This is a genomic window from Amycolatopsis sacchari (genome assembly GCF_900114035.1).
GTDB classification, from domain to species: Bacteria; Actinomycetota; Actinomycetes; order Mycobacteriales; family Pseudonocardiaceae; genus Amycolatopsis_E; species Amycolatopsis_E sacchari.
Map to the genome: position 1 here is coordinate 275,084 of NZ_FORP01000006.1, position 12,728 is coordinate 287,811.

The following is a 12,728-nucleotide window of genomic DNA, read 5'->3' on the forward strand; positions in this document are numbered from 1 at the left end:
CCCGCTACCTGGGGTGACTCGCCAGTACCGCGGCGATCTGGTCGATCACGGAATTCCGCAGCAAGGGGCTGGCGCCACCCACCGCGTTCCGCTCCGCGAGTTCCACCACGACCACGTCTCGATCGGCCAACAATCGTGCCGCGTTGTCCGCCGTGTGCTGCGCCATGGTTTCCGGGTGCACGATGGTCAGGTCCTGGAAGGCCGCGGCGAGGAACGGGCTCGCGAACTGCGTGAAGGAGTCCGCGATCACGGCGGTCCTGCCGCCGATCACGCCCTGCGCCGGAGCGCCGTCGCCCTGCCGGAGCTGCAGCGGCGCCCGGAAATCGCTGGCCACGTACTTGGCGCGGTCGGTCTTCCCGTCCGGAGCCAGCGTGTAGGTCTGCAACTGGCGGTACTCCGACTTTCCGAGCAGCGTCGGCAGGTCCGCGGGCCACGCGTTGACCTGCCGCTTGCCGGTCACCCACGTGGACGTGATCCCCGGTGAGAGCCGGTCGGCGAGTGCGTAGGTCATGGTCAGCCCGCCCTCGTACGTCCAGTGGGTGTCGTACGCGTCGTAGAGCGGGTGCCCGACCTGGCCGGCGGTGGCCTTGAGACTCGGCCGGACGTCGATGTCACCGAGCTTCGTGGTCGCGTTGCGCCAGAACAGGTCGGAGGCGGCCTTCGCGCAGTCCTTCCCGGCGTACGTCGGCGGGAGGTGGTCCGGCATGGCGGTGGACTTGTCCGGCGCGATGATCAGCTCGAACCGCCGGCCCGAGGACTCGACCGCGGTCCGCAGCCGCTGGAAGGCGGCGACGACCTGGTCCGGCGCGAGCAGCGGGACGCACTTGTTGCTCATGTCGGCGCCGAGGTAGAGCCAGTCGTCCGAGCCGTAGACCAGCGGCGGGTAGCCGCCGGGCGGCAGGGTGTCCTTGGGGGCGGAATTGGTCTTCGGTTCCAGCCCGATCGGGCCGCCCGTGTCCGTCTGCCCGGTCTGCGGGGGGTCGCCGAAGAGCCCCGAGCTGATCGCCCCGGCGGCGTCGACCCCGGCCTTGCGCAGCGGGAGGTGGTCGGTCGCCCAGCCGGAGAGCCCGGTGAAGAAGTCCCAGCCGTCCGACACGGACGGGAAGCCGTGCAGTGCGCGGTTTTCGAACGCCGTGGGCCGCACCCCGGCGACGAACGCGAGCGCCGGTGCGAGGAAGAAGACCACCGCGCACGTGAGTGCCGTGCGCTGGCGGCGGCTGTGCCGCGGCCGGTAGAGGCTGTGTTCGCGGGGCAGGAACGATTCCGGCGTGGGTGGCAGCCCTCCCGGCGGCTGCTCCTGCGCTCCGGGGCCTGCCTTCATGCTGCGTAGGGTACCGAGCGCCCGGGGACGGCGTGGCCGTTCCCGCTAACCTGCTCCCCATGGACGCGGGGAGCCCGGGCGAGCACCTGATCGAGTGGACCGGTGAGCGGTGCGTGCCGTGGACGGACGATCACCAGGTCATCTACGAGCACTACCACCGCTACGCCTTCGCCCTGCGTTACGTGGCGGGCAAACGGGTGCTGGACCTGGCCAGCGGTGAGGGCTACGGGGCCGCGTTGCTCGCGGAACCGGCCGCCGCCGTGGTCGGGCTCGAGATCGACCCGCTCACGGTCGAGCACGCGAGCCGCAGGTACGGGTCGGACAAGCTGAGCTTCGCCGTCGGGTCCATCGAGGACGTGGACGCGCTGCCCGGCGCGGCGCCCTTCGACGTGATCACCTGCTTCGAGGCCATCGAGCACGTCGAGCACCAGGACCTCGTGCTGCGGCTGGTCCGCAGGCTGCTGGCGCCCGGCGGTGTCTTCCTGTGCAGCACCCCGGACGTCGAGGTCTACACCCACGACCACGGCAACGAGAACCCGTTCCACGTGCGCGAGCTCGACGAGCACGGGTTCCGCGAGCTGCTCGGGAGCGCCTTCCCGCACGTGGCGATGCTGAGGCAGAACGTCGCGGTGGGTTCGCTGATAGTCGGCGACGGCCCGGGTGCCGACCTGCACACCCTGCAGCAGTCGTCGGCCGACGACTGGCGGGTGCGCGAAGGCGTGCCGCACACCTATTTCCTCGCGGTAGCGTCCGACGAACCCGTCGAGGTGCCCGGCACGTCCGTGCTCGCCGACGAGAAGCTGACGCTCGTCGCCCGTGCTCTCGCCGGCCGGGCCGCGGCGGCCGCCGAAGCGGACCGGGCCGCTGAGCGGGCACAGCGGCTCGAAGCCGACCTGGCGGCGAAGTCGGCGCGGGCCGAGCAGCTGGCGGCCGACCTCACCGACGCCGCGCGGGAGCGCGACGCCGCGCAGGAACTCCTCCGGCAGGTGCGTCGCGCGCACACCGCGCTCGCGGGGGAGCTGGACCGCGAGCGGCGCAAGGCGGAGCACGACCTCGCGCGGCTGTCGTGGCTGGACGAGACCAACGGCAGGCTCCGGCAGACCGTGCACGAGCTGTCGACCGAAAACGCGCGCCTGCGCGAAGAGGTGTCCGCGCTCGGGCAGCGGCTGATCAGCAAGTACCGCGCTTCGATCGAGCGCTACGCCCCGCGCGGGACGCGGCGCCGGGACGTCTACGAGCGTGCGCTCGGGCGCCCCGCAGGGGTGCTGCCGGGCGTGGCGCCCGAACCCGGCCCGGTGGCGGTCACGACCAGCGAGCAGCCCATCGTCAGCGTGGTCATCCCGGTCTACGGGCACTGGGACTACACCCGCCGCTGCCTCGAGTCGATCGAACTTTCGCGGCCCCGCACGCCGTTCGAGGTGATCGTCGTGGACGACGCGTCGGTGGACGACTCGGCGGACCGCGTCGCGGCGTGCCCCGGCGTACGCCTCGTCCGGGCACCGCGGAACCTCGGCTTCATCGGCGCGTGCAACCTCGGTGCCGAGCACGCCCGCGGTGAACTGGTCATGTTCCTCAACAACGACACCGAAGTCCGGCCGGGCTGGCTCGACGAGCTGGTGTCCGTGCTGGAGGACCGCGAGGACGTCGGGCTGGTGGGCAGCAAGCTCGTCTACCCGGACGGCCGCGTCCAGGAGAGCGGCGGCATCATCTGGGCGGACGGGACGGGCTGGAACTACGGCCGCAACGAGCCGGAGCGCCCGTGGTTCGACACCGTGCGCGACGTCGACTACTGCTCCGGCGCCGCGCTGCTGATCCGGCGCGAGCTCTTCGACCGCCTCGGGGGTTTCGACCAGCGGTACGCGCCCGCCTACTACGAGGACACCGACCTCGCCTTCGCCGTCCGGGCGGCGGGGTACCGCACGGTGGTGCAGCCCGCTTCTGTGGTCGTGCACCACGAAGGCGTCTCCAACGGCACGGACCTGAGCTCCGGTGTCAAGCGGCACCAGGAGCTCAACCGCCAGGTGTTCGTCGACAAGTGGTCCGGACAACTGGCGAAACACCTGCCGGAAGCCAGTCCGCGCAACGTGTGGCTGGCCCGCCAGCGCACCGCGGCCGGGCACGGCGGTGGGTTCGTGCTCGTCGCCGACCACCAGGTGCCGCGGCCGGACGAGGACTCCGGTTCGGTGCGGATGAGCAGGCTGCTGCGCCAGCTCACCGAATTGGGCGAGCGCGTGGTGTTCTTCCCGATGAACCACGCCCTGCCCGAGCGCTACACCAAGCCGCTGCACCTGGGGGGTGTCACCGTCATCGCCGGGGAGGAGCACCAGCAGGCCTTCCTGCGTGAAGCGGGTGGGGCGCTCAGCCTGGCCCTGCTGTCCCGGCCGCAGGTGGCGTGGCAGCTGCTGGAGCAGATCCGCGGGGTCGCTCCGCACTGCCGGATCGCCTACGACACGGTCGACCTGCACTTCCTGCGCCTGGAGCGGCAGGCGGAGCTCGCGGCGGAGGAAGGCCGGGACGACGAGGCGAAGTCGCTGCGGCAGCGTTCCCGTGCACTGCGTGAGATGGAGCTGGGTTTGGTCCGCAGCACCGACATCACGCTCACGGTGTCCGAAGTGGAGCGTGATCTGCTCCGCGAGCTGGAGCCGGAGGCGGACGTCGCGGTGCTGTCCAACGTGCACGCGGTGGACGAGACCGAAGCCGTGCCGGACGGCCGTTCGGGGATCCTCTTCGTCGGCAGCTTCGACCACACCCCGAACCGTGACGCGGCGACGTGGCTCGCCCGCGAGGTCGTGCCCCTCGTCCGCGAGGTCCGCCCGGACGCGGTGGCCCACATCGTCGGCAGCAACCCGCCGCCCGAGATCCTGGCGCTCGCCGGGGACGGCGTGCTCGTGCACGGCTGGGTTCCCGAGCTGGAGCCCCACTACCGCGAGGCGCGGGTCGTGGTCGCACCGCTGCGCTACGGCGCCGGGGTGAAGGGCAAGGTCGGCGAGGCGCTGGCGTGCGGGGTTCCGGTGGTCGCGACCGCGATCGCCGCCGAGGGGATGCACCTCGAACACGGGGAGAGCGTGCTCGTCGGCGCGACGGCGCGGGAGCTGGCGGACCACGTGCTGACCCTGCTCGGGGACGACAAGACCTGGCTGCAGCTGTCCGAGCGCGGGAAGGCCGCGATCCAGAGCCAGTTCGGCCCCGAGGTCGCGCGGCGGACCCTGGAGGGTCTTCTCGGGTAATTTCCCACCATTCCTCCCCCGAAAAGGTGAACGGATCCGCTAGCATCTGGCGGCATGCCAGCAGCCGTCCGGAGCAAGAGCTATGCCGATCCCAACACCGGGTTCGCGTGGCTGAGAACTCTGGGCGCGCTCACGGTCGTCGTCGACCACTCGGCCCCGCTGATCCACCCCGAGCGGCTGACGATCTTCCCGGCGTCGTGGCACATGTCGCCGGGCTACGTGGCGTTGATGGGTTTCTTCGCCATGAGCGGGTTCCAGATCCAGGACAGCTGGTCGCGCGACCCTTCGTGGTGGCGGTTCTCGGCACGACGGCTGCTGCGGATCCTGCCGCCGCTGGTCGTGGTGGTCGCGTGCACCGTGTTCGTCATCGGGCCGCTGGTGACCAGCTGGTCGCAGCACGACTACTGGTCCAGCCTGCAGACCTGGCGCTACCTCGTCGGCACCACGCTGCTGTTCCTGCTTCAGCACCAGCTGCCGGGCGTCTTCGACGCGAACCCGTACCCGTGGTCGGCCAACGGCGCGCTGTGGACCCTGCCGATGGAGATGCTCGGTTACGCGATCGTCCTCGTCGTCGGGCTCCTCGTCGCGCTCGGTGTCACGCGGCTCTTCCTGTTCGTGGTGCTGGCGGTGATGGTCTTCGCCGACAGCCAGTGCCTCGCGACGTTCGGCTACCACGGCGGCGGCGGTTCACTGCTGGAGCTGCCGCTCGGTTCGACGGTGGCGTTCCTCGTGCCGTTCGTCGTCGGGATGGTCCTGCACACCTACCGGGACCGCGTGCCGTTCCGGCCGTCCGTCGCGTTCGTCCTGCTCGCGCTGTGGGTGGTGCTGAACCAGACGCCGGTCGGCCGGTACGCGCTCGTCGTGGCGGCCTCCTACGGGGCGATCACGTGGGCGCTGCACTGGCCTCGGCGGCTGGAGCGGACGGGTGCATGGGTCTACGGCAGCTACGGGACCTACATCTGGGCGTTCCCGATCCAGCAGCTGCTGGTCATGGCCGGGGTGCGGAACGTCGCGCTGCTGGTGCTGCTCGCGGTGCCCGCTTCCTACCTCGTGGGGCAGCTGTCCTGGCGGCTGGTCGAGGAGCCGACGATGCGGTTGCGGCGGCACCTGCGGGCGCCCGCCCCGAACCCCGTGCCGGTGCGGCAACCCGTGCCGAGGGCGGACCGGGTGGGTACCGCGGTGCGGTGAGGCACCGCCGGTTGTGATGATCCTGATGCCCAAACGGGCACAGCGAGGGAGATCATTCGGTTAGCATCGGCAAGCTATGCCGAGATCCTGCGCAAAGGTCCATGCCAATCCCCACGTGGGGTTCGCGTGGCTGCGCACCATGGGCGCGCTGCTGATCGTCCTGGACCACTGCTGGGCGCTGCTCGTCTCGCACCGGTCGACGATCCTGCCGCCGTCCTGGCACGTCGCACCCGGGTACGTCGGGCTGATGGCGCTGTTCGCCATGAGCGGCTACCAGATCCAGCACAGCTGGTCGCGCGACCCGTCGTGGTGGCGGTTCACCGCGCGCCGCCTGCTGCGGATCCTGCCCCCGCTGGTGCTGGTCGTGTCGGTGACGGTGTTCGTCGTGGGACCGCTGGTCACGACGTGGCCCCAGGCGGACTACTGGACCCACGTGCAGACGTGGCGCTACCTCGTCGGCACCAGCCTGGTCATGCTGCTGCAGCACCGGCTGCCGGGCGTCTTCGACGGCAACCCCTACCCGTACTCGGCGAACGGTTCCCTGTGGACGCTGCCGATGGAGCTGCTGGGTTACGGGCTGGTGCTGTTGTTCGGCGTGCTCATCGCCCGCGGCGCTTCGCGGCTGGTGCTGTTCCTGCTGCTGGGCGCGCTGGTCTACGCCGACACCGCGCTGGGCGCGACCTTCGAGTCCCAGGGCAACGTCTCCGTGCTGAGTCTGCCGCTGGGCTCGACGGTGTCCTTCCTGGTCCCGTTCGTGCTCGGCATGGTGCTGCACGCCCACCGGGACCGGATCCCCTTCCTGCCGTCGGTCGCGCTGGGGTTGTTCGTGGTGTGGCTCCCGCTGTCCCAGACCCCGTGGAACCGGTACCTGCTGCCGGTGGTGGCGGCCTACGGTGCGATCACGATGGCGCGGCACTGGCCGCGGCGGCTGGGTGACGCGGGCGCCTTCGTCCTGGGCAGCTACGGCATCTCGATCTGGGGTTTCCTGGTCCAGCAGCTGATCATCATGGCGGGGGTGCGCGATCCGTGGGTGCTCGCGGCGCTGTCGCTGCCCGCCGCGTACCTGGCGGGCCAGCTTTCGTGGCGCTTCGTGGAGGAGCCCACGCTCCGGCTGCGCCGGCACCTCAAGCCGGCCAGGGCGGTGCGGGCACAGCCGGTGCTCAGCTCGGTGGCAGAGCCACTCGCAGTGCCGATCGCACCTGGTCGAGATGCTGCCTGAGCTGGCTCTGCTGCCCGCCGGAGGGCTGGGAGACCCACAGCACCACTGACTCCGAACCCGAGGAGTAGAAGGCGCCGTTCATCCGCCGCCCCGACCTCGTCCCCGTCGTGATGGTCGGGTCCGCGGGCAGCGGCGTGAACCCGCCGGAGAGCGCCCCGGTCTGCATGTACGAGGTGACGATCTTCGCCTTTGCCGGGTCGGCGGCGTGGATGACCAGCAGGAAGTACAGCTCGTCGCCCTGCGAGGAGCCGCGGTAGACCACCTCGGTCACCCCGTTGTCGGCGAACACCCCGGCCGCCTCGGTCGGGTAGAGACCGAGCTGGACGCCCTTTTCGACCGACACCGTGGCGTTGTTCGCGTCCGGAGTGCCGGGTAGTGCGGGCACCCGCTGGTCGACCGGCACCTCGGGGGTGGTGGACGGCGCGCTGGTGACCGGCGGGGGCGGGGCCTGCCCGGCCGTCGTGCTGGTGTTCCGTTCGCCGAGGAACCAGGTCGCGCCTGCGATCATCGCCGCTACCAGTAGGACTCCCAGCGCCAGGAACAGCCACGTCGGCTTGCGGCCGGTCGTGCGTTCCGGGCGGGTGGGCAGCGGCGGGACCTGCCTGCCCGGCTGGTGCGGCGGCACGAGGCCGGGCAGCGTGCCGTGCGGGATCGCGGGCGTGACGACCGTCGGGGCCTCGTGGATCCTCGGGTACGGCATGGAGTCCGTCGGCCTGGAGTCGGCCGGGCTGGGGGCGCTCGTGGGCACCGTGGAGGCGAGCAGTGCGGCCGAGCGGCCCGGCTGCGGCGGCGCGGCGGGAGCGGGCGGTTCGGGCTGCGGTTCGGCGGTCGGCCACGCCGGGGGCGGCTCCTGCGCGCGCGGCGACGCGACGGGCGACGGCGCGAACCCGCCGGACGCGGCCGCGAGCAGCTCCTCGCGCTGCTTGCGGTGCTCCCGCAGGCTGATCTTGCCCGCGGCCAGGTCCGCGTCCAGACGGCGCAGCTCGTCCTGCCAACTCATCCGGGCTCCTAGGTTCAGTCTTTGGCCTAACGTTAGCGCCACCGGGTGAATCTTGGCCCTCACCGGTCAAAACAGCGTCGGCGGTTCCGTGGGCTGCGGCTCCGGCAGTGGTTCGACCTCCGGGACGCGGGCCCGCACCTCTTCGTGGAAGCGGCGGGCCAGCGTCAGCGCGTGCGCGTTGTCGGGCGTGTGCACGAAAACCGTCGGGGAGCGGCCCTCCCGCAACCAGCCGACGACCGTGTCCACCCAGTACCCCCAGCCCGCCACGGTCTCCGCGTCGTCGTCGCGGCCGATGTAGCGCACGACCGGGTTCGCGGTGAGCGCGTGCGACCGGCGCGGCAGCCGTGGTTTCCGCTGCCACGCCTCCTCTTCCATCGCGCTGGTCGGCGGCGCGGCGAACAACACGCTGGTGTCGAACAGCACCTGCTCGGCGCCGACCGAACCGAGCACCTCCGCCAGCCGCGCCGCCCAACGCGGGTCCTCGAAGAACGCGGGGTGGCGGACCTCGACGGCCGTCCCCGGGCTGCGCGGCATCCGCCGCAGGAACGCGCCCAGCGCGTCGAGTTCCGTCGGGCCGAACGACGCCGGCAGCTGCACCCACAGCGCGTGCACCCGCTCCCCGAGCGGCTCGACCGCGTCCAGGAACGTCCGGACCGGCACCGCGACGTCGTGCAGCCGCCGCTCGTGCGTGACCTGCTTCGGCAGTTTCAACAGAAAACGGAAGTCCGGCGGCGTCTGCTCGGCCCAGGACGCCACGGTGCTCGCGGACGGCGTCGCGTAGAACGTCGTGTTGCCCTCCACCGCGTTGCAGTGGTTCGCGTACGCGCGGAGCCCTCGCCCGGGCCACGCCGGATGTGTCCACATCGCGCAGCCGACGCGCACCTCCATGGCCGCGAGGCTACTCGACCGCGTCCGCCAGATACGCCGCCGCCTGCAGCGTGAACAGGTCCGCGTAGTCCCCGCCGAGGCGCATCAGTTCCTCGTGCGTGCCCTGTTCCGCGAGCTTCCCGTGGTCGAGCAGGACGATCTTCTCCGCCTGCCGGACCGTCGAGAACCGGTGCGAGATGTACAGCGTCGTGCGTCCCGCGGCGAGCGCCCGCAGGCGCGCGAACAGGTCGTGCTCGGCCTGGGCGTCCAGCGCCGACGTCGGCTCGTCGAGGATCAGGATCGGGGCGTCCCGCAGGAACGCCCGCGCCAGCGCCACCTTCTGCCACTCGCCGCCGGACAGGCTCACGCCCTGGTCGAACCACCGGCCCAGCGGGCTGTCGTACCCCTTCGGCAGGCGTTCGATCCGCTCCGCCACCCCGGCGCGGTCCGCGGCGACGGCCACGCGCGTCCGATCGTCCAAAGCGGACAGTTCGCCCAGTCCGATGTTCTCCGCCGCCGTGCCCTGGTAGGTCACGTAGTCCTGGAACATCGCGCTGATCCGCGTCCGCAGCTCGTCGGGGTCGAACTCCCGGATGTCCACGCCGTCGAGCAGGATCCGCCCGCCCGTCGGGTCGTACAGCCGGCACAGCAGCTTGATCAGCGTCGACTTCCCGGCCCCGTTGCGCCCCACCACCGCGACGGTCTCACCCGGCCGGATCTCGAAGGTCACGCCGTCCAGCGCCGGTTCCTCTGCACCGGGGTAGGTGAACGAGACGTCCTGGAACTCGACGTGCCCACGCACGGTTTCCGGCAGCGGCCGCGGTTTCGGGGGTGCGGTGATCCTCGGCGTCGTGCCGAGGATCTGGTAGAGCGTGTCGAGGTACAGGTTGTTCTCGTACATCCCGGCGAACCCGGTGAACAGCCCCGACACCGCGGTCTGGACCGCCGTCGCCGCGCTCGTGTACAGCGCCAGGTCGCCGATCGTGAGCCGCCCGTGCACCGCCTCCAGCGCGATGTACAACGCGATGCCCGAACCCGCCGCCGTCGACAGCAGGCTCCACGCGGTCCCGACGAGGTTCCGCTTCGTCGTCAGCTTCCGCTCGCGGGCGTAGTACGCCTGCCCGAGCCGCCGGAAGCGGTCGACCAGGTACGGCCCGAGCCCGAAGAGCTTCGTCTCCTTGGCGTAGGTGTCCGTGGTGACCAGCGAGTTCAGGTAGTCCATCCGCCGCCGGATCGGGGACACGTACAGCGCCAGCAGGAACGCCCGCGAGCCGTACTTCGACTGCGAGATGAACGCCGGGATCGGTGCCAGCAGCGCGACGAGCGCCAGCAGCGGGCTCACCGACACCAGCAACGCGATCATGCTGGCGAACGTGATCGCCGTGCGGACCAGGCCCAGTGCGGAGGTCAGCATCGACAGCGGCCGCGACGGAGCCTCCTGCGAGGCCTGGCGCAGCAGGTCGTAGGACTCCGAGCCCTCGAAGAACGCCAGGTCCAGCTTCGCCGCGTGCGACATCACCTGGTGCCGGATCGTCAGCGTCATGCGTTCCTGCAGCAGTTGCTGCGCGACGTTCGTCAGCGCCGTGCTGACCGCCGTGAACGTGAAGATGCCCAGCTCGAACACCGCGATTTCGACGATGCGGGCGGTCGAGCCGTGGCCCTGCACCGCGGCGACCACTGCGTCCAACAACAGCTTCGCCACGTACGCGGTCAGCGTCGGCAGCACGCCGCTGACCACTGTGGACAGTGCGATGAGCACCGTCAGCACCGGGCTGGCCTGCCACGTCAGCCGGAGCACCTTCGGCAGCCCGCGCACGGTGCCCGACGCGGAGGTCCGCAGGCGGTGCAGCCGCGCGCGGAGGTCCTTCGGCTCGTCGCTCGGTTCGGGGTCGGGGATCTCGATCGGGCCGGTCAGCCCGCTGTCCGGCACCATGCTGGCGGCCCGCCGCAGCCGCCGTCTCAGCCCGATCGGCGGCCCGCCACCGTGCATCACTTGGCGGTCACCGCCCCGTGCAGGAACACGTCGACCAGTTCGTCGACACCCACGGCGTGCTGCTCGTCGCGAGCGCGGATGAACAGCAGCGACAGGAAGAGGCGGCCGAGCTGCTCCGGTGGCAGCCGCAGCTGCCCGCGCTCGGGTTCGAACAGCTCCGCGATCGCCTCGCGCATCCTGGCGAACGACTCCTGCCGGTCGCCCCGGCGCCCCCGGTGGTGCCTGCCGGATCCGTGCAGTGCCCCCGAGATCGCCCCCATCCGCTCGAGGTGCGCGGAGAGCACGTCGGCGGCTTCGGCGAGCCGTTGCGCCAGCGGCTGGTCGAGCGGGATCTCCGCGATCAGCTCCAGCATCCCGTCCGGCCGGAGCGCCTCCTGCAGGCACGCGTCGACCAGTTCGTCCTTGTCCTTGAACGCGCGGAAGATGGTGCCCTCGCCGATCCCGGCCGCACGCGCGATCTGCGCCGTGGTGACGGCGGCGCCGTGTTCCGCGATCAACGGGAGCACGGCCTGCACGATCATCTTCCGGCGCTCTTCGGGGCGCATCCCCGGCGCCCGTCGTTTGGCCTCGGTCATGCGACCCAGTGTGCGGAGTGAGTGCTCACTCCGTCAACTGGACAAACGGAAACCGGCCCAGGGCAGGGCCGGTTTCCGCGTCAGTACGTGATGGCCATCGCCGGGTCGGCCAGTATCGCGCCGACGTCGGCGAGGAACTGCGAACCCTGCTGCCCGTCGACCAGCCGGTGGTCGAAGCTCAGCGCGAGCTGCAGCACCTTCCGGACGGCGAGCTGCCCGTCCACGACCCACGGCATGTCCTTGATCGCGCCGAAGGCCAGGATCGCGGACTCGCCGGGGTTGATGATCGGCGTCCCGGTGTCCACGCCGAACACGCCCACGTTGGTGATCGTGATGGTGCCGCCGAGCATGTCCGCCGGCGGCGTCTTGCCCTCACGGGCGGTCGTGGTCAGCTGTTCGAGCGCGGCCGCCAGCTCCGCCAGCGACATCGCGTCGGCGTCGCGGATCTTCGGGACCACGAGCCCGCGCGGAGTCGCCGCGGCGATCCCGAGGTGCACGTAGTCCTTGTAGACGATCTCGCCGGCCGCCTCGTCCCACGACGCGTTGACGTCCGGCGTCCGCTTCACCGCGAGGCAGACCGCCTTCGCCGCGAACGCCAGCGGGGTCAGCTTCACGCCCGCGAACGACGGGTGCTTCTTCAGCTTCTCCCGCAGCTCCATCATCGGCGTGACGTCGACGGTCAGGAACTCCGTGACGTGCGGCGCGGTGAACGCGCTGCTGACCATCGCCTGCGCGGTGGCCTTGCGGACGCCCTTGATCGGCACTCGCCGTTCACGGGCACCGGAGGACACCGGAGCCGCGGCGGGCGCCGTGGGCGCAGCGGGTGCGGCCGCTCGCTGGACGTCCTCCCGCGTGATCACGCCGTCCACCGAGGTGGCCAGTGCCCTCAGGTCGACACCCAGCTCCTTGGCGAGCTTGCGCACCGGCGGTTTCGCCAGTGGCACATAGCCCCCCTTGGTCACAGGGGCCTCCGGGGTGACTTCACGACGAGCGCGCCGTTTGGTCGTGACCGTCTTCGAGCCGTACCCGACGAGGGGCTTCATCTCCTCCTCGGCCGCGGGCGCGGAGCCGTTGACGGACGCACCCCCCGCGGGATCGACGTCCACGGTGAGGATCGGCGCGCCGACCTCCACGGTCTGCCCGGGTTCGACCAGGATCTCGGTGACCTTGCCCGCCCACGGGATCGGCAGCTCGACGGCGGCCTTCGCGGTCTCCACCTCGCACACGACCTGGTTCACCGTCACCTCGTCGCCCGGCTGGACGCGGACGCTGAGGATCTCGGCTTCGGTGAGGCCTTCGGCGGTGTCGGCGAGCAGGAACTGCTTGAACTCCGGCACC

General features: G+C 71.2%; 9 protein-coding genes. 3 read left to right on the forward strand and 6 right to left on the reverse strand.

The window, feature by feature from the left end; genetic code table 11:
- Nucleotides 1–4: 4 nt before the first annotated feature.
- Nucleotides 5–1,321, reverse strand: a complete 1,317-nt coding sequence (locus BMZ92_RS13505; protein WP_091506866.1) for an alginate O-acetyltransferase AlgX-related protein — start codon at nucleotides 1,319–1,321, stop codon at nucleotides 5–7.
- Between the two features lie 59 nt (nucleotides 1,322–1,380).
- On the opposite strand from BMZ92_RS13505, the gene BMZ92_RS13510 reads away from it, so the two are divergent.
- The 3 genes from BMZ92_RS13510 to BMZ92_RS13520 all read left to right on the forward strand — a co-directional run bounded on the left by BMZ92_RS13510 (nucleotide 1,381) and on the right by BMZ92_RS13520 (nucleotide 6,955).
- Nucleotides 1,381–4,548 (forward strand): glycosyltransferase, encoded by a 3,168-nt coding sequence (locus BMZ92_RS13510; RefSeq protein WP_091506868.1) that lies wholly within the window; start codon nucleotides 1,381–1,383, stop codon nucleotides 4,546–4,548.
- A 54-nt stretch (nucleotides 4,549–4,602) separates the two neighbouring features.
- Nucleotides 4,603–5,736 carry an acyltransferase family protein gene (locus BMZ92_RS13515; RefSeq protein ID WP_091506871.1) on the forward strand — a complete coding sequence of 378 codons (1,134 nt, stop codon included), beginning with the start codon at nucleotides 4,603–4,605 and terminating at the stop codon, nucleotides 5,734–5,736.
- A 115-nt stretch (nucleotides 5,737–5,851) separates the two neighbouring features.
- Nucleotides 5,852–6,955, forward strand: coding sequence for an acyltransferase family protein (locus BMZ92_RS13520; protein ID WP_245783035.1), 1,104 nt, complete (start codon nucleotides 5,852–5,854; stop codon nucleotides 6,953–6,955).
- Here BMZ92_RS13520 and BMZ92_RS13525 read toward each other — a convergent pair.
- The 5 genes from BMZ92_RS13525 to BMZ92_RS13545 all read right to left on the reverse strand — a co-directional run bounded on the left by BMZ92_RS13525 (nucleotide 6,897) and on the right by BMZ92_RS13545 (nucleotide 12,727).
- Entirely contained in the window at nucleotides 6,897–7,955 is a 1,059-nt protein-coding gene (locus BMZ92_RS13525; protein WP_091506875.1) for a flagellar basal body-associated FliL family protein, read from the reverse strand. The two genes, BMZ92_RS13520 and BMZ92_RS13525, sit on opposite strands and share 59 nt — an antisense overlap.
- A gap of 66 nt (nucleotides 7,956–8,021) precedes the next feature.
- Complete coding sequence (locus BMZ92_RS13530) at nucleotides 8,022–8,819, reverse strand: DUF72 domain-containing protein (RefSeq protein ID WP_218153457.1); 798 nt, start codon at nucleotides 8,817–8,819, stop codon at nucleotides 8,022–8,024.
- Between the two features lie 34 nt (nucleotides 8,820–8,853).
- Complete coding sequence (locus tag BMZ92_RS13535) at nucleotides 8,854–10,812, reverse strand: ABC transporter ATP-binding protein (RefSeq protein WP_177228673.1); 1,959 nt, start codon at nucleotides 10,810–10,812, stop codon at nucleotides 8,854–8,856.
- On the reverse strand, nucleotides 10,812–11,360 hold the full coding sequence (locus BMZ92_RS13540) for a TetR/AcrR family transcriptional regulator (RefSeq protein ID WP_091507092.1): 549 nt from the start codon (nucleotides 11,358–11,360) through the stop codon (nucleotides 10,812–10,814). Before BMZ92_RS13540 ends, BMZ92_RS13535 begins: the two co-directional genes overlap by 1 nt.
- A gap of 110 nt (nucleotides 11,361–11,470) precedes the next feature.
- The gene (locus tag BMZ92_RS13545; protein ID WP_091506879.1) at nucleotides 11,471–12,727 is read right to left on the reverse strand and encodes a dihydrolipoamide acetyltransferase family protein; all 1,257 of its coding nucleotides are present in this window, start codon (nucleotides 12,725–12,727) and stop codon (nucleotides 11,471–11,473) included.
- Between the last annotated feature and the right edge of the window lies 1 nt (nucleotide 12,728).